At 58.9% G+C, this 23520-nt stretch carries 26 protein-coding genes; 7 read left to right on the forward strand and 19 right to left on the reverse strand.

Translation table 11 applies throughout. The annotated features are described in order from the left end of the window. Positions 1-33 precede the first annotated feature (33 nt). From N2601_RS27425 to ccoN, 12 genes are all read right to left on the reverse strand, one after another. On the reverse strand, positions 34-1956 hold the full coding sequence (locus N2601_RS27425; RefSeq protein WP_104827530.1) for a hybrid sensor histidine kinase/response regulator: 1923 nt from the start codon (positions 1954-1956) through the stop codon (positions 34-36). 21 nt (positions 1957-1977) lie between these two features. Beyond that, entirely contained in the window at positions 1978-2730 is a 753-nt protein-coding gene (locus N2601_RS27430) for a Crp/Fnr family transcriptional regulator (RefSeq protein ID WP_104827531.1), read from the reverse strand. 164 nt (positions 2731-2894) lie between these two features. Further along, positions 2895-3419: a hypothetical protein gene (locus N2601_RS27435; protein WP_245464120.1), complete on the reverse strand. Its 525-nt coding sequence runs from the start codon at positions 3417-3419 to the stop codon at positions 2895-2897. 338 nt (positions 3420-3757) lie between these two features. Next, positions 3758-3940 carry a cbb3-type cytochrome oxidase assembly protein CcoS gene (gene ccoS / locus N2601_RS27440; protein WP_104827533.1) on the reverse strand — a complete coding sequence of 61 codons (183 nt, stop codon included), beginning with the start codon at positions 3938-3940 and terminating at the stop codon, positions 3758-3760. Beyond that, a complete protein-coding gene (locus tag N2601_RS27445) occupies positions 3937-6216 on the reverse strand; it encodes a cation-translocating P-type ATPase (RefSeq protein WP_104827534.1) in 2280 nt (759 codons plus the stop codon). Before N2601_RS27445 ends, ccoS begins: the two co-directional genes overlap by 4 nt. Next, the gene (locus tag N2601_RS27450; protein ID WP_104827535.1) at positions 6213-6707 is read right to left on the reverse strand and encodes a FixH family protein; all 495 of its coding nucleotides are present in this window, start codon (positions 6705-6707) and stop codon (positions 6213-6215) included. Before N2601_RS27450 ends, N2601_RS27445 begins: the two co-directional genes overlap by 4 nt. Next, a complete protein-coding gene (ccoG, locus tag N2601_RS27455) occupies positions 6704-8278 on the reverse strand; it encodes a cytochrome c oxidase accessory protein CcoG (protein ID WP_104827536.1) in 1575 nt (524 codons plus the stop codon). Before ccoG ends, N2601_RS27450 begins: the two co-directional genes overlap by 4 nt. 180 nt (positions 8279-8458) lie before the next feature. Further along, positions 8459-8644 carry a hypothetical protein gene (locus N2601_RS27460; protein WP_104827537.1) on the reverse strand — a complete coding sequence of 62 codons (186 nt, stop codon included), beginning with the start codon at positions 8642-8644 and terminating at the stop codon, positions 8459-8461. 10 nt (positions 8645-8654) lie between these two features. Continuing rightward, the gene (gene ccoP / locus N2601_RS27465) at positions 8655-9518 is read right to left on the reverse strand and encodes a cytochrome-c oxidase, cbb3-type subunit III (protein WP_104827538.1); all 864 of its coding nucleotides are present in this window, start codon (positions 9516-9518) and stop codon (positions 8655-8657) included. A gap of 1 nt (position 9519) precedes the next feature. Beyond that, positions 9520-9672, reverse strand: coding sequence for a cbb3-type cytochrome c oxidase subunit 3 (locus N2601_RS27470; protein ID WP_104827539.1), 153 nt, complete (start codon positions 9670-9672; stop codon positions 9520-9522). A gap of 9 nt (positions 9673-9681) precedes the next feature. After that, entirely contained in the window at positions 9682-10413 is a 732-nt protein-coding gene (gene ccoO / locus N2601_RS27475; RefSeq protein WP_104827540.1) for a cytochrome-c oxidase, cbb3-type subunit II, read from the reverse strand. An 11-nt stretch (positions 10414-10424) separates the two neighbouring features. Next, the gene (gene ccoN, locus N2601_RS27480; RefSeq protein ID WP_260304403.1) at positions 10425-12041 is read right to left on the reverse strand and encodes a cytochrome-c oxidase, cbb3-type subunit I; all 1617 of its coding nucleotides are present in this window, start codon (positions 12039-12041) and stop codon (positions 10425-10427) included. Between the two features lie 285 nt (positions 12042-12326). On the opposite strand from ccoN, the gene N2601_RS27485 reads away from it, so the two are divergent. Further along, entirely contained in the window at positions 12327-12770 is a 444-nt protein-coding gene (locus N2601_RS27485; protein ID WP_104827542.1) for a pseudoazurin, read from the forward strand. Between the two features lie 107 nt (positions 12771-12877). On the opposite strand, the gene hemN is transcribed toward N2601_RS27485, so the two are convergent. Further along, the gene (gene hemN / locus N2601_RS27490; protein WP_104827543.1) at positions 12878-14230 is read right to left on the reverse strand and encodes an oxygen-independent coproporphyrinogen III oxidase; all 1353 of its coding nucleotides are present in this window, start codon (positions 14228-14230) and stop codon (positions 12878-12880) included. Between the two features lie 223 nt (positions 14231-14453). Between hemN and N2601_RS27495 the strand changes: the two genes are divergently transcribed. From N2601_RS27495 to N2601_RS27510, 4 genes are read left to right on the forward strand one after another with little or no spacing between them, the layout of a single operon-like run. Further along, positions 14454-14738: a DUF2249 domain-containing protein gene (locus N2601_RS27495; protein ID WP_104827544.1), complete on the forward strand. Its 285-nt coding sequence runs from the start codon at positions 14454-14456 to the stop codon at positions 14736-14738. Positions 14739-14789: 51 nt separating this feature from the next. Next, positions 14790-16130 (forward strand): hypothetical protein, encoded by a 1341-nt coding sequence (locus N2601_RS27500; protein ID WP_245464121.1) that lies wholly within the window; start codon positions 14790-14792, stop codon positions 16128-16130. Beyond that, positions 16114-16638 carry a DUF2249 domain-containing protein gene (locus N2601_RS27505; protein WP_104827546.1) on the forward strand — a complete coding sequence of 175 codons (525 nt, stop codon included), beginning with the start codon at positions 16114-16116 and terminating at the stop codon, positions 16636-16638. Before N2601_RS27500 ends, N2601_RS27505 begins: the two co-directional genes overlap by 17 nt. Continuing rightward, entirely contained in the window at positions 16635-16967 is a 333-nt protein-coding gene (locus N2601_RS27510) for a metal-sulfur cluster assembly factor (RefSeq protein ID WP_104827547.1), read from the forward strand. The genes N2601_RS27505 and N2601_RS27510 overlap by 4 nt, the downstream gene beginning before the upstream one ends. A 100-nt stretch (positions 16968-17067) precedes the next feature. On the opposite strand, the gene N2601_RS27515 is transcribed toward N2601_RS27510, so the two are convergent. Further along, positions 17068-18276: an NnrS family protein gene (locus tag N2601_RS27515; RefSeq protein WP_104827548.1), complete on the reverse strand. Its 1209-nt coding sequence runs from the start codon at positions 18274-18276 to the stop codon at positions 17068-17070. Positions 18277-18606: 330 nt separating this feature from the next. On the opposite strand from N2601_RS27515, the gene N2601_RS27520 reads away from it, so the two are divergent. Next, positions 18607-19302, forward strand: coding sequence for a Crp/Fnr family transcriptional regulator (locus tag N2601_RS27520; protein ID WP_199773632.1), 696 nt, complete (start codon positions 18607-18609; stop codon positions 19300-19302). Positions 19303-19335: 33 nt separating this feature from the next. After that, on the forward strand, positions 19336-20013 hold the full coding sequence (locus N2601_RS27525) for an NnrU family protein (protein WP_104827549.1): 678 nt from the start codon (positions 19336-19338) through the stop codon (positions 20011-20013). Between the two features lie 26 nt (positions 20014-20039). On the opposite strand, the gene mog is transcribed toward N2601_RS27525, so the two are convergent. From mog to narI, 5 genes are read right to left on the reverse strand one after another with little or no spacing between them, the layout of a single operon-like run. After that, on the reverse strand, positions 20040-20561 hold the full coding sequence (mog, locus tag N2601_RS27530; RefSeq protein WP_245464122.1) for a molybdopterin adenylyltransferase: 522 nt from the start codon (positions 20559-20561) through the stop codon (positions 20040-20042). A gap of 4 nt (positions 20562-20565) precedes the next feature. Continuing rightward, positions 20566-21591, reverse strand: coding sequence for a GTP 3',8-cyclase MoaA (moaA, locus tag N2601_RS27535; protein WP_104827551.1), 1026 nt, complete (start codon positions 21589-21591; stop codon positions 20566-20568). Continuing rightward, positions 21588-21869 (reverse strand): hypothetical protein, encoded by a 282-nt coding sequence (locus N2601_RS27540; protein WP_104827552.1) that lies wholly within the window; start codon positions 21867-21869, stop codon positions 21588-21590. The genes moaA and N2601_RS27540 overlap by 4 nt, the downstream gene beginning before the upstream one ends. A gap of 9 nt (positions 21870-21878) precedes the next feature. Further along, entirely contained in the window at positions 21879-22781 is a 903-nt protein-coding gene (locus N2601_RS27545) for a peptidylprolyl isomerase (protein WP_104827553.1), read from the reverse strand. 5 nt (positions 22782-22786) lie between these two features. Beyond that, a complete protein-coding gene (gene narI / locus N2601_RS27550; RefSeq protein ID WP_104827974.1) occupies positions 22787-23518 on the reverse strand; it encodes a respiratory nitrate reductase subunit gamma in 732 nt (243 codons plus the stop codon). Positions 23519-23520 lie beyond the last annotated feature (2 nt).

Raw genomic sequence — 23520 nt, forward strand, 5'->3', positions numbered from 1 at the left:
GCATAAAGTGACGCTTGCCGTCGATAGCCAGACTTAATCCAGAAGCTCTCGCAGGCGCGTTGCCAGCTCACGTGCAGTATAGGGCTTTTTCAGCCAGCTCCCCGATTGCGCGAGCTCGCGGCCAGCGATCGTCGGCTCGGCATAACCGGATGTGAAGAGAATCCTTATGCCTGGTTTCAATGTCCGCACATGGTTAGCCAGCTCATCGCCGGTCATGCCGCCTGGCATGACGATATCGGTGAAAAGCAGCGCGACATCGGGATTTTCCTCGAGCCTGGTCAATGCCTCGTTCCCGTTGGATGCTTCAACCACCTGGTAGCCAGCATCGTTGAGCCTAGAGACGGCAACGCGCCTCACCCGCGGATCATCCTCCACCACCAAAATCTTCTCGAAGCCACCGGGAATGTCAGACTGGAGCCGCTCCTCCACACCCTTCTCGCTGGCGTTATCGGCCGTCTTGTGTGCCGCGGGAAGAAAGACACGCACACTCGTGCCTTGTCCGATCTCGCTATAAAGCTGGACATGGCCACCGGACTGCTTGGCGAAACCATAGACCATGCTCAGGCCCAGACCGGTGCCGGAGCCGACGCTCTTCGTGGTAAAGAAGGGCTCAAAGGCCCGTTGCTTGACCTCGGATGTCATGCCAAGGCCCGTATCGGTCACGGAAATCAGGACATACTCACCGGTGCGTACCTGCGGATACATCTGTGCGTAATCGGCATCCAGCTTGATGCGCGAGATTTCGATCGAGAGCTTGCCGCCACGCGACATGGCGTCCCTGGCGTTCAGGACCAGATTGAGCAATGCATTCTGCAACTGCGATCCGTCGACCAGCGCTTCGTTCGCCGCACCGCTGACGATGGTGCGGAATTCGATAGCCTCGCCAAGCGTCCTGCGCAGCAGATCGGAAAAGCTCGACACTAGTTGGCCGACATCGACGAGCTTCGGATTGAGCGGCTGGCGCCGGCCAAAGGCGAGCAATTGGCCCGTCAGCTTGGCGCCGTCATCCGCCGCGTCCTGCGCTTCACGCAGCAGCGGCCGCAGCTTCTCGTCCTTAAGCTTGCCCTCGATCATTTCGAGATTGCCACTGATGACGGTCAGCAGATTGTTGAAGTCATGCGCCAGTCCGCCGGTCAACTGGCCGATCGCCTCCATCTTCTGCGACTGGCGCAGCTCATCCTCGATCTTATGGCGGCTCGTCAGGTCGCGGATGAAGCCGGTGAAAATGCGCTTGCCCTTTGCGGTGGCCTCGCCGACGGAGAGCTCCATTGGGAAAAGGGAGCCGTCCTTGCGCTGCCCCGTCACGACGCGGCCATAGCCAATGATGCGCCGCTCTCCAGTCGTCATGTAGCGGGAAAGGTAACTATCATGTGCGTCACGATCGGGCTGCGGCATCAAGATTTTGACATTCCTGCCGCAAACTTCATCAGCCGTGTAGCCGAACAATCTTTCAGAGGCGGCACTAAACGAGGAGATCGTGCCGACGTCATCGATGACGATCATCGATTCAGGCACGGTGTCGAGGATCGAGCGCAGATGCGCTTCCCTTTCTGCAAGATCGTCCTGAATTTGTTTCATCTCGGTAACATCGTTGTTGGTCTGGATGATGACCGGCCTGGTATCGAAAGCAGGGGTGATGAGCGTCCAGCGCGTGGCGACGAAAATGATTCGTCCATCCCGGTGACGATGCACCACCTCGCCCTGCCATGCCCCCTGCCTTCGGACTTCCTCGCGGATCTCATCCAAAGGCTTTGGAAACTGTGTTGCCAAAAGCGTGTGAACGACCTGACCAAGTGCCTCGTCCCTTGACCACCCATAGAGCGTTTCGCAACCGCCGGTCCAACGGCTGACAACGCCGTCAAAGCCGTGAATGATGAGGTTGGCTCCGTCGAGCAGGCGAGCAATCTCGTCGAGCTCCAGTTCAGTTGTCACTCGGGTCTTCGATTTGTCGTTCATTGCGCTTTCATCATTCGAAATTCAGTGGCGTTGGCCTCCGGCGTAAGCGATCAGACCGCGTTCGTCGCCATCACACCCGTCGTCATCCCCGGAGAGCTGAACGAGCATCCCATATTTCATGATACGCACGCAATGCCGACCCGCGGAGACCAGTATTCCCTTGTTCGCCAGCTTGGTCATCGTCCGTGAAACGGTCTCGATCGTCAGGCCGAGATAGTCTGCGATGTCGAGCCGCGTCATTGGTAATTCGACGATCGCATTGGATCGATTGTGATCCGGTTTGCGGCGGAGCTGCTTCAGCACGAATGTGCACACCCGCTCCTCGGCATTCTTGCACGACAGCAGAACCATCTGATCCTGGGCAGCCGCCATCTCGTCGCACAGGCGGGCAAAAACTTCGGGCCTCAGATCCTGCGAATTGCTGACCTCGGCTTCGAAGGCCTTGCGTGAGAAGCGGCGCACCTTCGTATCGCCAATGGCTTCGGCGCTGTAGAGATAGTGGTTCCGCAACGACACGCCGACGATGTCGCCGGCATGCAGGAAACCGGTGATGACGCGACGACCGTCAGAGATGATCTTGAAGATGCGCAGGCTACCCTCGACGACTTCGAACAAGTGCTTGGCGACATCCCCCTCGAAGAACAGCGACTGACCGGCGGCGAGATGTTCGGTTGGCTGCTTCCTAAACAGAGCCTGCAGACAGTTCGGTTCGGCGTCCGGCAGAGCCGGGTTGGTGAATTCCTTAGCGTAATGAATATTGTCTGCCCGCAACATGATCGTCCCTCCGTGTTGTCGGGGAGAACAATTGATCACCGCAGGTGACGCCAGAATGCCATGGGTGTGAAATACGGTGCACTTAAGTAACAGTCTGTAACAAGCAACAGCAGAAGCATTTGCTGGACTGTTTCTCAGCCATACGTGGCCCAAGGCTGCCTTCCTCACCGCCAGGCCGGATTGATGGACTCTGATTCAAGCCGATAGACGAGCCCGTGATCCCAGCGGTTGCGGAAGCCCTCGTCGGCAAGCCGCTCCCAGACTTCATCGTTGAGCGCCCAAAACCGCATGTGACTGCAGCCGGCGCCAATCGCCCGCCCTTTCATCAGGGAGAAAAGCTCCCGCGCGATCCTTTCCTCGTCCAGTGGACTGATGACGACAAAGATTGGAATATCGAACAGTCGGCCGGCAATCGGATGCTCGAATACGCGGGCAAGGCAAACGGCGCGGACACAATCGTTCGGACCAGTCGCCACTGTGAAGCGCTGACGCTCAAAGACGGTTCCGACCGCCGCGCGCCAGCGGTCCCATGCAAGACCCGGCATAACCGCCTGCACGACGAGATAAGCGCGTTCGATTTGGTTTGCCTGAAGAGGACCAATCTCATAGCGCGTGTTCATCTCCAAGACTTCCTTCAGACGGGACGCCTGTTTCGACTTCACGGTGGAACCGCTGGTTTCACAGCTCATTCGCGATTGCTGGCGGCTCCTGCCGTCAATGCGCAGCAAAAGGCCAGCTTTGCGTCCCTCCCCGCATCGAGCGCCTGACGCCGTTGAAGACGCGCCAGCGATGCGCTGTATGATGTTGAAGGTCATGTCCCCCACCTCATTTCGTTGTCGAATTGAGCAAGCTTAAGCCGACGCGGGAGACGTGCTTTGATCGGTGTCAAGATTTGGGCGGATCGAGCCGAAACCGCTTCTGTGATGGATCAATGCGCAGAAAATCATCCGCTGAAACGACAATTCGATGAAGGGATAAAGATCTTGGACCATAAGGCAGCTTCTCGGCCCGCCGACTTCGGCCGTGATCAACCTTGATCTACGTTTTCCTTGCCACCGCTTGGACGTGCATCGTCGTCATCAAACAGAATGCGCCACGGTGCCCCCTCCAGATCATCATACTGCCCGGTCTTCAGCGACCACAGAAAGCCTCCCAGGCCGAGCGTCCCCATGAACAATGCCAGCGGGATCAGGTAGATCAGCATATTCATGATATGGAAGCTCCCGCAGGGGTGGTGAATTTGCCGGTACGCTCTGTCTGCCAATTCCAGCCATTCAGGCGCAATGCATTCGTCACGACGATCAGCGAAGACGTGGACATGGCGACAGCGGCGATAAGCGGCGTCGCATAGCCCGCGATGGCGATCGGAACAGCCAGCACATTGTAACCGATGGCAAGGGCGAAGTTCTGGCGGATCAGAGCAGCCGTACGCCGCGCGACGCAGATCGCCTCCGGAACCGCGTCGAGGCGGTCCTTCAGGAAAACGAGATCTGCCGCCTGTCGGCCAATGTCGGAGGCGGTTGCGGGAGCCATCGACACATGCGCCGCCGTAAGTGCCGGCGCATCATTGATACCGTCGCCAACCATCATGACCTTGTTGCCCGCCTCGTTTAAGCGTGCGCACTCTTCGACTTTCTGCTTCGGATCCAATTCCGCAATCCAGCGATCCATATGCAATAGCCGCGCTGTCGATTCGACGACTGCTCGCCGGTCGCCAGACAGGATCATTGTATGCAGCCCCGCAAGACTGAGCTGGCGAATGGCAGCGGCGGCTCCGGGACGAAGAGTGTCCTCAAAGTAGAAGCGCGCCAGCTCTACCCTGTTCCTCGACAGTATAACCTCGGAAAGGGACTCATTTGGTCCTTTTTCACGAAACGGGGCGGCGCAAGCGAACTGCATGTTGCCGAGCCGATAAAGCCCGTCGGCGGCCTCGGCCTCGAGGCCCGCTCCCGGAATCTCCGCGACGCTGTCGAACCGGCGGACATTGTTGCCAGCACTACGCAACAACGCCTGGGAGAGTGGATGCCGGGAATGCGCGGCAAGACCGGCCGCAATCGCCCTTTCCTCCGGCCCCGCGCCCACCATCTCGATGAGACATGGCTGGCCCATCGTCAAAGTGCCGGTCTTATCGAACACGACGGCATCGACCTCGGCGAGACGTTCCAAAGCAGAACCATCCTTGATCATAATGCCGCTGCGAAACAGTTTCCCGGCGGCGACGACCTGGACAACCGGTACGGCAAGACCAAGCGCGCACGGGCAGGTGATGATGAGCACAGCAACCGCCACCAGCATCGCATGCTTCCAATCCCCACCGATGAAACCCCAGGCAAGAAACGAAACCAGCGCAAGCAGGTGGACTGCCGGTGAGTAAAGGCTTGCAGCTCGGTCCGCGATCCTGCGATAGCGCGCCCTGCCCCCTTCGGCAGCTTCCATGAGGCTGATAATCTCGGCGAGCAGAGAGTTCTCTGCGGTCTTCGTGACGCGAATGGTCAACGAAGCCATGAGGTTCATCGAACCCGACCGAACCTCCGTGCCATTCCCGACTGCGACCGGCACGCTCTCGCCTGTGACGATGGAGAGATCGAGTTCGCTCGTGCCGGCGATCACGACGCCATCGGCGGGGACGCGCTCGCCGGCGGCGATAAAGATATGGTCGCCAATGCCTATGTCCTCTACCGAAACATATCGCCTGCTGCCGTCGGCCGTTATCAACAAGGCACCGCGGGGTGCGAGCCTCGCAAGGCCATTGACCGCGGCTCGCGCTTTCTCGCGCATGATATGGTCGAGCGCGCGACCGATCAGCAAGAAGAATAGCAGCGAAACGGAGGCATCGAACCAGGCGTGCTCTCCGTGATGGATCGTCTCCCATAATGATACGGCATAGGAGAGCGTGACAGCGAGAGAAATGGGCACGTCCATGTTGGTCCGCCCATGTTTCAAGGCATTCCATGCCGAGCGAAAAAAGAAACGGCCGCCGTAGATAAGGGCCGGCGCAGCAATCATCGCGGAAATCCAGTGAAACAGGTCTCGCGTCGCCGCATCTGCGCCGGACCAGACTGATACCGAGAGCAGCATGATATTCGCTGCGGCAAAGCCGCAGACACCAACGGCCAGGAGCAATTGATTGCGCAGGCTATCCGTCTGGGACGCGGCGGGAGTGAAAATATGCGCCCGATAGCCGGCTTCGGTGATCGCGGAAAGAATACCCGACGGATCGATGACAGCATTATCAATGCGCTCGACATAGGTGCAACTGACCCGCCGAGCAGTCAGGTTGACTCGCGCGCCCTTCACATAGGGTAAGCTGCGCAAAGACCGTTCGATGGTCGAGATGCAAGCGCCACAGTGCATATCGGGAACGCTGAGGTCCAGTTGGCGAAGCCCCTCCCCCAGCGGATGGCTGGCCAGGACGATCTCCTCGGTACTGGCGCAGCACTTGCTCATTGTCATGACGCTTTCCGCGTCCATGGTGCAGCAGGTCATTGTCCAAACTCCGCCGTGTCGATGCGCCTGGCCTCATGCATTACCGTGACACCCCCTCTGCGCGAGATGGTTTCCACGATCCAGTCGCCTCCCTCAATGCGATGTTTGGCTTCGAAATGGCCTTCGCTCGTCTTGGTCAGTGCAAGCACGAAGTCCTCTCGGTCGCCCACGGGTCTTCTGAACGTCAGCGTCACGTCGTCGACCACCGCCGGCGACCCATCCCGATTGCGAATATCGTAATGAATGACATCGCGGCGCAAGGACAGATCGCCGGAAATGCCGCTGCTAGCCATAGCGCGCATTGCGGCGGCCTTGCTGTTGAATTCCTGGCTTGCGACATAGGTATTCTCCACCACAAGGCCGCTCCAACTCGTGGACGCGAGAACCGCCATCGTCACATTCACTCCGATCACGACGGTGAAGAACGCAACAATGACGACCAGCATATGGCGGCCGGTGAAGGGACGTCCGGTGGTAACTTGGCTTCTCATTTCGGCGCTCCCGGTGCGTTGAAGGCGGCCCGGTACGTCGCCCGATCCGCGTGATTTTCGTCCTCTATGACGAACAGGAATTCCTTGATCGTCTCCGCCTTGGCCTGTTGCGTTACGAACACCTTGAGCGAGGTGGCCGCGTCCGGATCGGCATCGACAGTGAAGTGCCGGCCTTCCTCCTTCGAGAGTTCGGGGATCTTCATCGTCGCTCCTACTGCGCCCTCTAGTCGGATATCGATTTTCCTCGGCGCCGGGACCATGTTGAGGACGCGCAGCGTATAACCGTTGCGGATCGATCCATCCGACTCCAGCACATATTGCGGATTGCGATCGTGGAGCACGTTCAGCTCCAGCCGCTCCCTGAGCGCCAGATGCACGAGCATCGCCACCCCGACCGCTGCCCATACAGCGGCATAAAAAAGAACGCGCGGCCTGAAGATCACCCGCCAATTGAAATGCCGAATGCCCTCCATGAAGCTGCCGCCAGGGTTTCGCACGAGGTTCGGCTGTACGGCGACCGTGCCGCCGTTGGTCGCGAGGCTCATGTTGGCGGCATACTCGCTCAGCGTCGCATAGGAGATCAGGCCGCGCGGCTTATCGAGCTTGTCCATCACGCCGTCGCAGGCGTCGATGCATAAGGCGCAGGTGATGCACTCCATCTGCTGACCATCGCGGATGTCTATGCCCATCGGACAGACCGCCACACAGGCATTGCAATCGACGCAATCGCCGACCGGCTGGCCTGCTGCCTGAGCTTTTTTAGCATGGCGGGAGCGAGGCTCACCGCGCCAGTCATTATAGGTGACGACCAGGGAATTTTCGTCCAGCATAGCGCCCTGGATGCGGGGCCACGGACACATGTAGGTGCAGACCTGTTCCCTCATCAGCCCACCAAGAACGTAAGTGGTCGAGGTGAGAATGGCGACCGTGGCATAGGCGACCGCCGGCGCTTGGCCCTTGATTAAGGCAACGGCCAGGGATGGCGCATCCGCGAAATAGAATATCCATACGCCACCGGTGAGGACGCCGATGAGGACCCATATGCTGTGTTTGGCGACCCGCTTTGCAAGCTTGTCCGGCGTCCAGGGACCAGCATCGAGTTTCATGCGCGCGTTGCGATCACCTTCGATCGCGCGTTCCACGACAAGGAAGAGATCGACCCATACCGTCTGTGGACAGGCATAACCACACCATGCCCGTCCCACCGCCGAGGTTACCAGAAACAGGCCAAAGCCGGCCATGACCAGCAGACCGGCCACATAGAAGAACTCCTGGGGCCATATCTCGATGAAAAAGAAGAAGAAGCGACGAGAGGCCAGGTCGATGAGAATCGCTTGATCGGGCGCATATGGGCCTCGGTCCCAGCGAATCCAGGGAGAAAGATAGTAGATGCCGAGCGTGATCAGCATCACGATCCATTTGAATCGCCGGAACCGACCCTGCGCCCGCTTTGGAAACACCTTCTTTCGCGCAGCATAGAGCGGCTGACGGTTGCGCCGGGCATTGACCGCTTCGGCATCGAGCCGTTCGACATGAGCGTCCCGCGGGTCTGGAGCTGTGTAGAGGTTCATCGCTCGGCGTCCTGTTGATGATCCTCATCTCGCATTCGGCCGACCAAACGTCCTTGACGTAGGTCAAGGAACGGCCGCCCGGTCTTCGGCTCGGTCAAAAAATGAGAGCCACGCCCCGGAGGGACGTGGCTCAGAGGAACTAAGGGGGAGCCCGTAGGGAACGTCCTCTACCTTTGAATGCTAACGGCTCGCGGTATTGTGATCTTTGAGCGAAATCAAACTGGCCATGGAATTGCCGAGCTTCTCCAGGCTGTCTTCCTCCCGCGTGGAAGGGAGCGGATGTGCCCGCGCGGCAACCCGCGTATGAACGATGGCTCGGGGGTTGCCGTACAAGCGGAGAAGGGGATTTTGGTCGTGGCCAGTCATTTCATTCCTCCTATTTTCCACCGCCCAAGGAATGAACAAACACGGTCAGCTCCTTCACGGTGGTTTCGCCCAACCGGGCCGACCAAGCCGGCATCACGCCATGTTTCGGCGCGGTCACCTGGCGGATGATCGCATCCTCCCCCCGCCCCTTTAACCAGATCGCATCGGCGAGATCCGGCGCTCCCATCTCTTGCTTGCCCTTGGCATCCTCGCCGTGGCAGGCAGCGCAATTGTCGAGGAATACCTGCATTCCAGCCTTCGCCAGCGCCAGATCGGAAGGCGTGTTCGTCAGTCCCCAGACGTAGGCGGCAACCTGCCGAATTTGCGTATGATCGAGCATATCGCCGAAGGCAGGCATTTCCGACGAATGCGTCTCGGGGTCGGCATCGAAGCGGATGCCATGCGAGACGGTCTGTTGGATCGCTTCGAGGTCGCCACCCCAGAGCCAGTCGTCATCGTTCAGATTGGGAAATCCCGGAGCGCCGGTGGCACCGGAGCCATGACACGGCGCGCAGTTGACCTTGAAGGCAGAGGCGCCGCCAGCGATGGCAAACTCGCGCAGCGTCGGATCGGCATCGATTTCTCTGACGGTTTTCGCGGCGATGAGATCGTGAAACCGAGTTTGTCCGACCTTGGCCTCTTCCACTTGCTGCTGCAGTTCCGCGCGGCTCGAAAAGCCGAGCAGTCCTTTGGTGGTATCCCTGATCAGGGGTATGGAGGGATAGGCGATGGCATAGCCGATGGCCCAGAGGATCGTGACGTAGAATGTCCACACCCACCATCGCGGCATGGGATTGTTGAGTTCACGGATGCCGTCCCATTCATGGCCCGTTGTTTCGACGCCGCTGAGTTCGTCTATATGTTTGTCCGACATCTCAATCATCCTTCAGAGGTATGTCAGCGGCTTCGTTGGCGATCTTTTTGCTACCTGGCCGGAGCGTGAAGGCGATAGCCCCTACGAAAAACAAGGCCATTGCGAGGAGCCCCCAACTGTCGGCGAAGTGACGCATTGCAGTATATGTTTCCATGGAGGCACCTCAGCGATAACCGGTGGCATCGTCATAGGTCGAGAAATCGACCAGTGTTCCGAGCATCTGCAGATACGCGACGAGCGCGTCCATCTCCGTCAGCCTAGTGGGGTCGCCGTCGAAATCGCCGACCTTCGCTTTTGGATATCGCGCCAGCAGATCGGTCGTATTTGCGTTCGGATCGGCTTGCGCCCGCATGTCGGCTTCCGCATTCGCCAGCATATCTTTGCTATAGGGCACGCCGACATCCTCGTTAGCCTTGAGATCCATGCCAATATCCTTAACCGTGACGTCCCTCTCCTTGAGGAAGGCATAAGTGGGCATGATCGACTCCGGCACGACCTCGCGCGGATTGGACAGATGCTGGACGTGCCATTCGTTGGAATAGCGACCGCCGACACGCGCCAGGTCCGGTCCCGTGCGCTTCGAGCCCCACTGGAACGGATGGTCATACATGGACTCTGCGGCGAGCGAATAATGGCCGTAACGCTCCACTTCGTCCCGGAACGGGCGGATCATCTGGCTATGGCAGAGGTAGCAGCCTTCGCGGATGTAGATATTGCGCCCTGCCAGCTCGAGAGGCGTATATGGGCGCATGCCTTCCACCTTCTCGATCGTGTTCTGGAGATAGAACAGCGGCGCGATTTCGACGATGCCGCCAATGCTGACCACCAACAGCGATCCGACGAGCAGCAGGGTGGCATTTTTCTCGAGGATCTGGTGTTTCTCTAGGATAGACATCTTGCTTTACCTCACTCGGCAGCCTGGGCAATGAAAGCGCTCGGGATCGCGGCTTCGTCGCGCTGGCGCCCCCGGATGGTCATTGCGACGTTCCAGGCCATGATCACTCCCCCTGCCAGATAGAGAGCACCGCCGACGGCGCGCAGGAGGTAGTAGGGGAACATCGCAGCCACGGTCTCTGCGAAGGAATAGACGAGGAAGCCCTGGCTATTGTATTCGCGCCACATCAGGCCTTGTTGGATGCCGGCGACCCACAGCACCGCCGCGTAGATAACGATGCCCAGCGTGGCGAGCCAGAAATGCCAGTTGACCATGCGGAGGCTGTAAAGCCGCTCACGTCCCCAGAGCTTTGGCGTCAGGTAGTAGATGGCGCCGAACGTGATCATGCCGACCCAGCCGAGCGCGCCGGAATGAACGTGACCGATGGTCCATTCGGTATAGTGACTGAGCGAGTTGACCGTCTTGACCGACATCATCGGGCCTTCGAAGGTCGACATGCCGTAGAAGGCGATCGCGACGATCATCATGCGGATGATCGGGTCGGTGCGGATCTTGTCCCAGGCTCCCGAAAGCGTCATCAGACCGTTGATCATGCCGCCCCAGGAAGGCATCCACAGCATCACCGAGAAGACCATGCCCAGCGTCTGCGCCCAGTCGGGCAATGCCGTGTAATGCAGGTGATGTGGACCAGCCCAGATGTACATGAAGATCAGCGCCCAGAAATGGATGATCGACAGGCGGTAGGAATAAACCGGGCGGTTCGCTTGCTTCGGCACGAAATAGTACATCATGCCAAGGAAGCCTGCCGTCAGGAAAAAGCCGACGGCGTTATGGCCGTACCACCATTGCGTCAGAGCATCCTGCACGCCTGAAAATAGGGAATAGCTCTTCGAGCCAAGGAAAGAGACCGGCATCGCCAGATTGTTGACGACGTGCAGCATGGCGATGGTGACGATGAAGCCCAGATAGAACCAGTTCGCCACATAGATGTGCGGCTCCTTGCGCTTCAGGATCGTCCCCAAAAAGGTGACAAGATAGGCGACCCAGACAATGGTGAGCCAGATGTCGACATACCATTCGGGCTCGGCATATTCGCGGGCCTGTGTGATCCCGAGAACATAGCCGGTCGCGGCCATGACGATGAAGAGTTGATATCCCCAGAACACGAACCAACCGAGATTGCCGCCGAAGAGCCGGGCTCGGCAGGTGCGCTGGACGACGTAGAAGGAGGTCATTATCAACCCATTGCCGCCGAAGGCGAAGATGACGGCAGAGGTGTGCACCGGGCGCAGACGACCGAAGTTCAGGTATGGCGCAAAGTTCAGATCCGGGTAGGCAAGCTGGAGAGCGATGACCACGCCCACCAGAAAACCAACAACGCCCCAGAAGACGGTGGCGATAAGCCCATATCGAATGACTTCGTCGAAATAGGGCGTTGGCTCGCTTCTGATACGAGACGCCTCCGGCGAAAAGTCGACGCGGCGAACCAGCAGGATCGTACCGGCCAGAAGACAGAAGAATAACACCCACATATGGGCGGCAAAAAGCTGATCATGAGCGGCGCCGGCACCCACCAATGCCAGAAAAGCGCCGACCGCGACCAGCATGGTTTCAGCGGTGTAATTCATGTCGTCGTCCCCAGAGCGCAGATGACCGCACTTAGGAAGGTCATCTTTCTCGCACTTTGAGCGACAGGTCCCACGTGCGCGGCGACCGATCCTTGATCTAGGTCAACAAACACCGCGGATTCCTCATTGCCGGGCGCGTTGTTGCAAAAACACCGCTCGGCAAGACCACTCCCTGCCATTCAGAGAATGCTCGCGACAATTTGATCAACCTCAAAGAAGGGCCGCCCCGCCAGCCCATAAAACCGAACCGACGGCTAATGAGGCTCTCGGTAAAGGAGATATGGAATGCGTTTCAAAATCGGTCTGATCGTCGCAGCGGTGGCGCTAGCCACTTCGTCGGTGCCACTCTTGGCGGCGGACCACCAAATTCAAATGCTCAACAAAGGTGCTGATGGTGCCATGGTGTTCGAGCCGGGCTTTGTGAAAATCGCGCCCGGCGACACCATCACCTTCATTCCCACCGACAAGAGTCACAATGTCGAAACATTCAAGGGCCTGATCCCAGACGGCGCCGCCGAATTCAAATCCAAGGCGAGCGAGGAATATCAGGCAAAATTCGACATTCCAGGCTTCTATGTGGTGAAATGCACGCCTCATGCCGGCATGGGCATGGTGGCGCTCGTTCAGGTCGGCGATAACCCGACCAATCTTGACGTCATCAAGACCGCGAAGGTTCCGAACCTGGTGCGCAAGCGCCTCGATGCCGACCTGGGGCAAATCACCCAATAGCGCTCGGCTGGTGCAAACTCGCAAACGAAAGCGGCCGAATTCGGCCGCTTTTCGTTTGTTTGGCGTTACTTGATAGCCATGGTCAGACGCAGGCTCTCCCTTGTTCCTCAAGCAGCCTTGCTATGCGTGCGTCCAGATGCGCCGAGATAAGCGTCGAAGGCCGCGGCAACAGCCCTGACCATGAATCGCGACTCCTGGCAAACCGTAACTTTGCCGCCATCAATGGTGACAACGCCGTCCGCCGCAAGTTCCAGCAGTCTCTCATTGCCATCCAACAGAAGAGCGGCATCGAAGCCCGACCCCTCCGCAACGCGGACCAAATCAACGGCAAAATCGCACATGAGCCGTTCGATTACGCGCGCGCGCAGCCTGTCCTCGTCGGTTAGCCGATAGCCTTTGACCGTTGCCAGAACACCCGCACTGATGCGATCGGCATAGCTGCCAATAGGAACCTGGTTCTGGACATATCCCATCGGCAATTTTCCGATGGCGGACGCCCCGAGGCCTATCAACGTATCGCAGGTATCGGTGGTGTAGCCTTGGAAATTTCTCCGCATGCTGCCTTGCGATGCGGCAATCGAAAGATCGTCATCCGGCAGCGCAAAGTGATCAAGCCCGATGCGGACATAGCCTGCCGCCACGAGTTCCGATGCGATTGCTTCCGCCTGGGCATTTCTTTCTTCGGCGCGGGGAAGCGCTGCGTCATCGATCAGCCGCTGATGCTTCTTAAAGGCTGGAACATGAGCATAGCCGAACACCGCGAAACGTTCTGGCCGCATCCGGATCGCCGTCCGGACGGTTTCGACGCAGGATTTGACCGTCTGATGCGGTAGTCCATAGATCAGGTCGAAATTGATACTGCCGACCCCCGCGCCCCGCAACAAAAGGACCGCCTCCTCTGTTTGTTCCGGGGTTTGCCTGCGATTGATAGCCGCCTGCACAACGGGATCGAAGCTTTGGACACCGAGGCTGGCACGGTCGACACCACTCTCGCCCAACGCCTCCACCATCGCCGCCGAAAGCGTCCGAGGATCGATCTCGAGCGCAACGCTGCTATCATCCCGGAAATCAAACACGCTTCTGAGTTTCTTCATGAGGGCCCGGAACTCGTCCGGCTTCATAATTGTCGGCGTCCCACCACCAAAATGCACGTTCTTGACCTGCGTCGGATGACGCGCGGCAAAGCCAACAAGCTCTATCTCCTGGTCCATCACGTCGAGATAATCGACGATGGGACGATCCTGCCTCGTGATGGTCGTATGACAGCCGCAATACCAGCACATCGCGCGGCAGAATGGCACATGCAAATAGAGCGAAACAGGATCGTCCTCGGCAAGCTTTGCCAATGCTTCCGCATATGCATCAGGCCCGACCGTTGAGGAGAAAGCAGGCGCTGTCGGATAGCTTGTGTAGCGGGGCAATCGCGCCTCACCATATTTCGCGACCAGACGATTGAACATGAATAATGCCCTCATTGAATCCTTGAGAGGTTCTGGCGGCGGCAAACGGTCTTGTCCTTGTCCTATGTCAATGACGGAGCGCGCGACCATCCAGAGAAACGGGGGAATTATTTGCTCCTAGTCAAAGTGTTCTGAACGCACCGGCTTTAAGTTCCGAGCATCTGGTGGCCAAGGCTGCAGTCATCCCAGGACCTCGAAGTCACGCAGCCGAAGGATTGATTCCATGAATGAAGGAGCAATTGAGTTCGCAGAAACGCCTGCCGGTGACGTGCGCATCCTCACATCCGGTGAAGGACATGCACGCATTTTCCGTGTCCTTCGAAGCCTTCCCCCCGGCGGCTTGCTGCGTATTAAGAGCGATCACGATCCTCGCCCGCTCCACTATCAGCTTGAGGCGGGCTACCCTGGAAAGTTCGCTTGGGAGTATCTCGAACAGGGCCCGAAAAATTGGCGTATTGAGATATCACGCCTGGATACCGGATGCGATTGCTGCTGCGGTGAGCATTGAAGGCGGGCGTCTGCGATGCTGGTCCCCGGTGCAACTCTGTCTCGATGGACGATGTCGTATTTCGCCGCTGCGCTCCTGTGTTTACTGCTGGCGCAAATGATGCTTGCAGCGGGCTGGTGGCAGCCGTCCGTCGATATTGGCGAGCCCCGGGTGCTCATCATCGTCCATTTCGTGACCATCGGTTGGTTCGGTCTTTTGATGATCGGAGCTTTGCTGCAGTTTTCACCGGTTCTCACAGGATTTTGCCTGCCGACCGAAAGATTGAACCTCGTATGCCTCTTGGCGCTGATTATCGGCTTAGCAACCCTTTCTTTCGGCTTTGAAGCGATAGAACGCGAATGGCCGTTCGCGGGGACATTGATGGTGGCCGCCGTGTCCATGCTGGCGAGCGCGTTCCTCGCCATCGCCATGGTACTGTTCATAGGACTCTGGCGGGGCCGAAGCGTTCATACGGCATCCCCGTTTGTCATGATGGCGATTGTCTGTCTCGCCGCGACCGTTACGCTGGGCGCGATCTTCGCGCTGGTGATCTCCGGCGCGACGCAGACCCGCTACTTGGTCGAATTGGTTCTGGATGCGGTTCCGCTGCATATGAGCTTCGGCCTGGCAGGTTGGATGACTTTCGCCGCTATCGGAGTGAGCTACAAGCTTCTTCCGATGTTCCTGCTGTCGCCCGATACTGGAAAATCCGGCCTCGTGCGAAACAGCGGCGCATCGGCCCTCGCCATCCTCTGCCTTGCCCTGGTCCTTTCGACCGCAGGCTCCGGGTTGGTTCAGCCGCTTATGCTCGCAGCCGCGATCACCTTCGCCATAACCCTTACGGCATATCTCGTCGACGTGACTGCAATGTACCGGCGCCGGCGACGCAAAATTCCGGAACTGAACACACTGGGGTCGATTCCGGCATTTGCGCTATTGGCCGCATCGGCTCTGGCCTTCGTCGTCTCGATCCCGCTTGGCCTCGGCCCAAACGTGCGTATCGCGCTGATCTACGTTTTTGCGTTCGGTTGGCTGACAGGGCTCGGTCTGGCGCAATTGCTCAAGATCGTCCCCTTCCTGACTTGGATCGAAGCCTTCGGGCCGCTGCTCGGCCGTCGGCCGACACCGCGCTTGAGCGAGCTGGTCAGAGAACGCCACGCGGCTGTCTGGCTCGCCCTCTTCTATCTCGGAGTGATCCTGGCTGGAGTCGCGATCGCAGGAAAGTCCAATAGCGGCTTCCGTGCCGCGGCTGCCTTGCAGGCTTTCTGCACAGCAGCCCTGGCGTTTGAGCTGTTCCGTACGCGTGCCCTCTTGAATATCGATGGCTCCGCAAAGACTGCACCCTTTCGTCAACCAGCGTTTTTGGTCGCAAAACAAATCCAGAGAGGTAACGCGAATGATGCCGCTTCGTGAACTCGATGTCCGCCAAATCCTGAGGGAAGGAGGGTTGCCGTTCCAGCTCATAATGGACACCATCGCATCGCTTGAGCCGGACGAAGGCCTTCGTCTGCTCGCAATTTTCGAGCCGCTGCCCCTCATCAGACAGCTCAAGCAGCGAGGCTACATCCACACGAGCAGACAGATTGATGACGACGATTGGGAAATCGTTTTCACTCCGGAAACGGCATCGTCCAGCGAAACGCAAGCGGACGCATCGCCGTCCTCGGCCGATATCTGGCCGGACCCGGTCTGGAACATGGATCTTACCGATCTCACGCCGCCGGAGCCGATGGAGCGGATACTCGCACGGCTAGAGACGATGAAGGCGGGCGAGGTGCTATTTGCGCTTCTCAGCCGTGAGCCGGTTTTTCTCTTCAACGAATTGAAATTGCGCGGCCATGAATGGGTTGGGAATTTCGATTCGACCGGAAGCGTTTTTCGCATCATGATCCGCTTCAATCCTTCGGAGGCGGCCGCATGAGCCAGGCGGGAACGATCACCATTCCGGCTGTTGTGCAGTGCCTTCGCGGCATAGAAGATCCGGAGATCGGCATCGACATCGTCGAGTTGGGATTGATATACCTCATCGAGATCCTGCCGATTGGCACCGTGCGGATCGTCATGACGACGACGACAAAGGCCTGCCCCGCCTCCGCCTTCATCATCGACGCCGTGAGGGAGCGACTGCAGGCGATCGAAAGCATCGGCAAAGTGGAGATAGACCTTGTCCACGAACCGCCATGGTCGCCTGACATGATCGGCAAAGCAGTCATCGACCGCTTACCGGCATCAAGCTGCGCGGAAATCTGAACGGGCATTTTTGTCGCGAGGAACAGTGCCGGCGACCGGGTTCGTGAACTTGATCGCCTTCGCCAGACTGGAGCCGGGCGCTTGGCCCGGCTCGCCTTTTTCACCGGAGGGGTTTTCTTTCCTTGCAAAGAAACGGGGCATGTTCGACCGCGAACAGCCCGAATGCAGCGGTCCATCCCGCCGCCGCAAGCATCAATATTACGTCGGTATAGGGCGGCATCAATTCCGCGAGCGGCCGCACGACCGCAACCGTCACAAGGATTGCGTAGGACACGGTGGTGGTCAAACTGGCCTTCAGCTTCCTTCCGGTGTGGCCGCGACTGGCACGGGTCATAACCGCCAGCATCATGAGGCTGACGATGCCGATCGCCAGGATATGGAGAATCGCGATCTGCTCCAGGCCTACGGCACCAGCGGCAATTGCGGCAAACCCAATCGGAACGAACAGATAAGCAATATGCAGGACCACAAGGATTGGATCGCGCCACGTCGTCCATCCCCGCCAGCGCGCGAGGCGTACCGTATTCAGGATTGCCGTACTGGCAGCGAGCAGGCCCGTCGCCACCGTCGTCGGTGCGAGCGTCCAAGACACCAAGGCCAGCATGCCTGCGGCGATCGAGATCGCATCGAAGCGATCGTAGGGCGCGGGAAAATCCGTGCGGCCGAACCGGTTCAGCCAGTTGCGCGTGAAGCTCGGAAGAATGCGCCCGCCAATGATCGTCACTAGCAAAACATAGGCAGCTAGGCCAAACCGAATGGCAATGTCAGGTGTGACGCCCTTCAAGACTTGAAGGTGAAAGCAAATGTTGGCGACGGAAAGAGCCGCCAGGCCTGCGATAACCTTCAGATCTTTCCATTTCCTGCCGGCTATGACCTCCCGCGCGCAAAGCATGAGCAGGACCGGCAAGAATATGCTGTCGGCAGACACGGCGGGAATTGCGCCAATCCAGTCGATAAGCAGCAACGCTGCGCGGCCCGCGAGCCATATTGCGAACAAAGCCATGAGCGGCCGGCCCGAAATGGGTAAGCGGCCGGTCCAGTTCGGGATCGCAGTGAGGAGGAAGCCTGCGAGAATTGCAGACGCGAAGCCGAAGAGCATTTCGTGCGCATGCCAGTAGATTGCTCCATATGCTTCGGCGATAGGCAGGCCCCTCGAAAGAAACAGGACCCACAAATCGATGCTGATGATCGCCCAGACGGCCGCCGCAAGAAAGAACGGGCGGAAACCATAGGAAAAGAGAACGGGCCGCGAGCGCGACAATCCGCGAACAATATGTTCCCCGGATGTTGCGTGAGGATGCTGTTGCATAAGCGATATCTCCGAATTGGCCATTCAGCCATAAGGGAGCTCACAGCGACCGTCGTTGCGAATACGCAAGGATCGTGTCCCAGGACTTTGGCTGTCCCAATGCTGAATTTGCGCCATGTCAAAGAGGATCGGCACGGATCTTTTATTGTATCGTCGGCGGCCGGGGGCCGTCGACGTCAAGGGATCAAGCATGACGAATAATCCGGCCAACCGCCTCTCCTACTCGTCCGCCAACCCGAGCCCGATGAATGCATGCGGGACTGGATGTTCTCGCTTTGCGGCCTGCTTCATTATGCATCCGGAGCCGCCGATAACAGAGGCCCATTCCTTTTGAAAATCGACCCGACAGTACTGAAGTCTCTACCCTTGTTCGATCGGATGTTGGACAGCGACCTGAACGCAATGCTGGAGCATGCCGTTTCGCGTCGCGTCATGCCGGGCGACGCTGTATTTGAACAAGGCGCCCCGGCCAAGTCGTTCTTTCTCCTTCTCCATGGGCGGCTCAAAGTGACCCAGGTCACTCCCGACGGCCAGCAGATTATCGTTCGGATGGTCCATCCGGGCGATTTGTTCGGTTTTGCGATGGCGCTCCAGCGCGCCGACTATCCCGGCACCGCCATAGCGGCGGCCGAAAGCCTCACTCTGGCGTGGCCCACGGAGATGTGGTCACGGTTCGTGGAGCAGAATCCCCGTCTCGCCGTTACCGCGATGCAGACCATCGGGCAGCGGCTGGAGGAAGCTCACACCCGTATCCGGGAAATGTCGACGGAAGAAGTCGAGAGGCGCGTTGCGCATGCGGTCCTGAGACTATCAAGGCAGGCAGGCAAGCAGGTGGACACGGGTATCCGAATCGATTTTCCAATCTCGCGCCAGGACATTGCGGAAATGACCGGCACCACATTGCACACGGTCTCTAGAATCTTGAGCGCATGGGAGGCGAGAGGCATCGTGGAAGGCGGCCGACAGAAGTTGACGATCTGCGATCCCCAAAAGTTGCTCAATCTTGCCGATCGGGCGCGCAGTTGAACCGCGATTGAACGCCAGTTTCTGGACCGAAAAATGCATGAATTCATAACCGCCTTCGTGGCTTTCGTCACCTTTCACTCGATCCCCGCCATCCCGGCCATCCGCGGGAGCATTGTCCAGCAAATAGGCCGGCCGGCCTATTTGCTTGTTTATTCCGCGGCATCGATCGCGGCACTGATATGGGTATTCCGTGCCGCACTGGCTTTGGACTATATCCCGCTCTGGGACTTTCAACCCTGGCATGCCGGAGTGACATTTGTTCTGGCTCCAGTCGGGTTGTTCCTGGTCCTCGGCGGGCTTCTGAGCCGTAACCCATTGTCGGTATCCATGCGCACAGCGGGACAACCCGGAGCGATCGTTCGCATAACACGCCACCCGGTCCTTTGGGGATTCGCGCTTTGGGCAGTCGGTCATCTGGCCGCGAATGGCGACTTGCGCTCCCTCCTGCTTTTTGGAGGATTCGCGTTCTTTTCGCTCGGCAGCATTCCGATGGCGGAGATGCGTGCCAGGCGTCGCTTGGGAACGACATGGAACAATTTTGCGGCTCAGACTTCTATCGTGCCCTTCGGCGGTCTTGCCCGCGGGAATAGGTTGAGTGTCGACGCGCCGATGCTGATTGGCGCGATAGCGGCGGCCGCCCTCACCATTTGGCTGCTTCTCTGGGGCCATCGCTTCCTTTTTGGCGCCGACCCGCTGTCGATTTTCATGTAAGGCGCTGGCCTTCGTAAACTGGGCGCTTACGAAGGACGAAAGGTCGCAACGATTGCCGGGTCAGTTTCGATGCGGCCGGCGCCGATCAAATCAAGACAATAGGGCACCGCCGGAAACACTGTGTCCAGGCAAAGGCCGATCGATGACGGTTTTCCCGGCAGATTGATGATCAGGGTGCTGCCGCGTATGCCGGCCGACTGTCGAGAGAGAATTGCCGTAGGCACGCTCTGGAAACTCGCCCGTCGCATGACCTCGCCGAAGCCCGGCAACTCCTTTGTGATCACGGCGCGAAAGGCTTCCGGCGTCTCATCCCGTGCAGACGGACCGGTTCCGCCGGTCGTCAGGATAAGATCGGTCCGCTCTTGATCGCAGAATTCGATCAGCGCCTCGCGGACGCTTTCGAAACCGTCGGGGATTATCTTCGAAATGGCTATCCACGGCGATGTGATCGCCCGATTCAGCCAATGCCGGATCGCCGGGCCTCCGAGATCGTCATATTCGCCGCGGCTTGCTCGGTCGGATATGGTGAGGATGCCAATGCGGACCAAGGGATCAGCCTCCAAGCACGGACATATGACGGGCAAGCGTCGGCGTTCCGCGCCGGTCGATTCTGAAATCATGGCCGCGCGGCTTCGCCTTGATGGCCGCGTCGATGGCCGTGTGCAGCGCTTGGTCAGATTCGAACCCGCGCAACGCTGGACGCAGATCAATCTTGTCCTCCTGGCCGAGGCAGGTATAGAGCACGCCGGTCGCGCTGACGCGTACGCGATTGCAGGTCTCGCAGAAGGAATGACTCATCGGCGTAATGAAGCCGATCCGTCCGCCAGTCTCGGCCACACGGACGTAACGCGCCGGCCCGCCGGTACGTTCGCGTATGTCGGTGAGCGTCCAGCGCGTCTCGATCAGCCGCCTAAGATCGGTCAGCGGCAAATATTGATCGGTCCGGTCCGCGCCAACATCCCCAAGCGGCATGGTCTCGATCAGCGTCAGGTCCATGCCGCGGCCATGAGCGAAGGCGATCAGGTCATGGATCTCGTCTTCCGTGACGCCTTTGAGCGCAACGGCATTCAGCTTGACGGCAAGGCCCGCGTCCTGTGCCGCCTGCAATCCGTCCATCACCACACCAAGGCTTCCTCGCCGCGTGATCTCCCGAAAGCGCGTCGCGTCAAGTGTGTCCAGGGAGACATTCACACGCCGAACACCCGCGCGCGCCAAAGCTTCGGCATACTTGGCAAGCAGCGTTCCGTTCGTCGTAAGTGTCAGTTCCTTGAGCGCTCCTCTCGTCAGATGTCGCGACAACGCTTCGAACAATGTCAGGATATCCTTACGCACTAAGGGTTCGCCGCCGGTGATGCGGATCTTCGAAACACCGCGCGCGACAAAGGCCGAAGCCAAACGATCCATTTCCTCCAGCGTCAGCAGATCCCTACGCGGCAGGAAGGTCATGTTCTCGGCCATGCAATAGACGCAGCGCAGGTCGCAGCGGTCGGTTGCAGACAGCCTGAGATAGGTGATCCGGCGACCGAAAAGATCGGTCAGTGGGCAGGACGAGGCATTGGTGACAAAAGATGCAGTCATGCCGCCGCCCAGGACAAAGCCTTTTCGAGAATGGCGCGAAGGGCTGAAAGACCCGGATCCTCGGCGCGGTTCATGATGCCGATCAATTGAACGAAATGATCGTCGGACGCCGTCTCCATGAAAGAACGGACGACCATGGCGAGATAGGCCGCCGGTTCCACTGCTTCCAAACTGGCCGCCTCTTTGAGCCGATCTGCGAGGCCCTCCATCCCGAGCGTCTCAATGACCGTCGCCGCGGTTTGAGGATTGTCGAGCGAGGCAATAAGTGTTCCGAACATGCTTTTTCCTCACTGCACCAAGGGTGTTGTGGCACCTTCAAGAGCAATCCCGCGGATATCGGCGCGCCCGATGAGCAGCGAAATATACTGCGCGGTCGCCTGTCGGAGTACATGCTCCTCCAGATAGCGGGCAATCCGATCCCTGACCGCCTCGAATGGCAGACGCCTGCCCTCGATCCTCCTCACCAGTCGGATGAGATGGACACCGTAGCGCGTCTCAACCGGGGCCGATATCTCCCCTGGGGTAAGCCCGGCTAGCGCTGCCTCGAATTCCGGTGTCGTTTCCCCGGGGCTGATCTGGCCGAGGCTGCCGCCGACTTCCCTGGATGAGCAGTCGGAACAATCCCTGGCGAGGGCAGCAAAGCGCTCCGGCTGCTCCGCCAGAACGGCAGCAAGCGAGGCAACTCTCTCACGGGCTTCACCAAAAGCGGCGCCATCCTCTCTTCTTGCGGCAATCAGGATATGATCCGCCTCGTAGAGCGGCGGCGTGACAAAGCGTTTGCGGTTGTTCTCGTAGAAACGAACCAGCATTTCATCGTCCGCCTTCGGAGTTTCCACTTCGCGTTCGACGAGCGCGCGCAGTAACGCATCCTCTTCGGTCTCCACCCGTCCGTCCGCGTCTCTTTGCGGTTCGGCGGTCAGGCCGAGGCGACTTGCTTCCTGCATCAGCAACTGACGGATGACGAGCGCCCGCGTTGCCGCATACCAAGCCGCACCAGGATTGACGGCAGGAAAATTCTGCGTCTCCGCGGCGATGTCCTTACGGGAAATCGAAACTCCGTTGACGCTCACCGGCGGCATGGTGAGAGGTTCGGACGATCCATTGCGGGCCGATGCAGACACATGCTCATGCCGATGGTTATGGCCCTCATGGGCGCGCGCTGCCGTGCGATCGATGACGATAGAAACCATGTTTATCACTCCGCCGGATGCCTATAGGAACGGGCCGGATGCCGCTCCCGCGTGAAACGGCTGCGCACGACCTGATACCCCGGGCGGCCGAGATACCAGATCGGTGCGCTCCAGACATGGACCAGCCGGGTAAAGGGAAACAGCAGAAAGATCGTCATGCCCAGCAACAGATGCATCTTGAAGATCGGATGCACGTCCGCAACGTAAGCGGCCGAAGACGGCTGTAACGTCAGGATGCCTTGCACCCAATTCATGAACTTCACCATTTCATGACCGTCCATATGGCCGAGGGACACAAAAATCGTGGAGAGGCCGAGCGTCAGTTGCAGCCACAGAATGAGCAGGATCGCCATGTCGCCGAAGCTCGAAGTGGCTCGGATGCGCGGATCGAAGAACCGGCGATGGGCTAGAAGGGATATCCCGACAAAGCAGGCGATGCCGGCGATGCCGCCGACGACGATCGCGAGCCCCTGCTTGAAGCTGTGAGCGATACCGAGCGCATCGAAGACGGCAATCGGCGTGAGCAATCCGCCGGCGTGACCGAAGAAGATCACCAGTATGCCGACGTGAAAGAGGTTCGAGCCCCACCGCAACTGGCTGCGACGAAGCAACTGAGAGGAGCCTGTCTTCCAGCTATATTGTTCGCGGTCGAAACGGATCAGGCTACCGAGCAGGAACACTGTGAGGCAAAGGTACGGATACCAGCCGAAAAACACGGAATTGATGGTCTCGGACATCA

It is taken from the genome of Rhizobium sp. CB3060, from assembly GCF_025200735.1.
Taxonomy (GTDB): domain Bacteria; phylum Pseudomonadota; class Alphaproteobacteria; order Rhizobiales; family Rhizobiaceae; genus Rhizobium.

Excerpts from the sequence above, each read along its gene's own strand:
- N2601_RS27425 (WP_104827530.1), bottom strand. The coding sequence starts at position 1,956 with ATGAACGACAAATCGAAGACCCGAGTGACAACTGAACTGGAGCTCGAC.
- N2601_RS27430 (WP_104827531.1), bottom strand. The coding sequence starts at position 2,730 with ATGTTGCGGGCAGACAATATTCATTACGCTAAGGAATTCACCAACCCG.
- N2601_RS27435 (WP_245464120.1), bottom strand. The coding sequence starts at position 3,419 with ATGAGCTGTGAAACCAGCGGTTCCACCGTGAAGTCGAAACAGGCGTCC.
- ccoS (WP_104827533.1), bottom strand. The coding sequence starts at position 3,940 with ATGAATATGCTGATCTACCTGATCCCGCTGGCATTGTTCATGGGGACG.
- N2601_RS27445 (WP_104827534.1), bottom strand. The coding sequence starts at position 6,216 with ATGACCTGCTGCACCATGGACGCGGAAAGCGTCATGACAATGAGCAAG.
- N2601_RS27450 (WP_104827535.1), bottom strand. The coding sequence starts at position 6,707 with ATGAGAAGCCAAGTTACCACCGGACGTCCCTTCACCGGCCGCCATATG.
- ccoG (WP_104827536.1), bottom strand. The coding sequence starts at position 8,278 with ATGAACCTCTACACAGCTCCAGACCCGCGGGACGCTCATGTCGAACGG.
- N2601_RS27460 (WP_104827537.1), bottom strand. The coding sequence starts at position 8,644 with ATGACTGGCCACGACCAAAATCCCCTTCTCCGCTTGTACGGCAACCCC.
- ccoP (WP_104827538.1), bottom strand. The coding sequence starts at position 9,518 with ATGTCGGACAAACATATAGACGAACTCAGCGGCGTCGAAACAACGGGC.
- N2601_RS27470 (WP_104827539.1), bottom strand. The coding sequence starts at position 9,672 with ATGGAAACATATACTGCAATGCGTCACTTCGCCGACAGTTGGGGGCTC.
- ccoO (WP_104827540.1), bottom strand. The coding sequence starts at position 10,413 with ATGTCTATCCTAGAGAAACACCAGATCCTCGAGAAAAATGCCACCCTG.
- ccoN (WP_260304403.1), bottom strand. The coding sequence starts at position 12,041 with ATGAATTACACCGCTGAAACCATGCTGGTCGCGGTCGGCGCTTTTCTG.
- N2601_RS27485 (WP_104827542.1), top strand. The coding sequence starts at position 12,327 with ATGCGTTTCAAAATCGGTCTGATCGTCGCAGCGGTGGCGCTAGCCACT.
- hemN (WP_104827543.1), bottom strand. The coding sequence starts at position 14,230 with ATGTTCAATCGTCTGGTCGCGAAATATGGTGAGGCGCGATTGCCCCGC.
- N2601_RS27495 (WP_104827544.1), top strand. The coding sequence starts at position 14,454 with ATGAATGAAGGAGCAATTGAGTTCGCAGAAACGCCTGCCGGTGACGTG.
- N2601_RS27500 (WP_245464121.1), top strand. The coding sequence starts at position 14,790 with ATGTCGTATTTCGCCGCTGCGCTCCTGTGTTTACTGCTGGCGCAAATG.
- N2601_RS27505 (WP_104827546.1), top strand. The coding sequence starts at position 16,114 with ATGATGCCGCTTCGTGAACTCGATGTCCGCCAAATCCTGAGGGAAGGA.
- N2601_RS27510 (WP_104827547.1), top strand. The coding sequence starts at position 16,635 with ATGAGCCAGGCGGGAACGATCACCATTCCGGCTGTTGTGCAGTGCCTT.
- N2601_RS27515 (WP_104827548.1), bottom strand. The coding sequence starts at position 18,276 with ATGCAACAGCATCCTCACGCAACATCCGGGGAACATATTGTTCGCGGA.
- N2601_RS27525 (WP_104827549.1), top strand. The coding sequence starts at position 19,336 with ATGCATGAATTCATAACCGCCTTCGTGGCTTTCGTCACCTTTCACTCG.
- moaA (WP_104827551.1), bottom strand. The coding sequence starts at position 21,591 with ATGACTGCATCTTTTGTCACCAATGCCTCGTCCTGCCCACTGACCGAT.
- N2601_RS27540 (WP_104827552.1), bottom strand. The coding sequence starts at position 21,869 with ATGTTCGGAACACTTATTGCCTCGCTCGACAATCCTCAAACCGCGGCG.
- N2601_RS27545 (WP_104827553.1), bottom strand. The coding sequence starts at position 22,781 with ATGGTTTCTATCGTCATCGATCGCACGGCAGCGCGCGCCCATGAGGGC.
- narI (WP_104827974.1), bottom strand. The coding sequence starts at position 23,518 with ATGTCCGAGACCATCAATTCCGTGTTTTTCGGCTGGTATCCGTACCTT.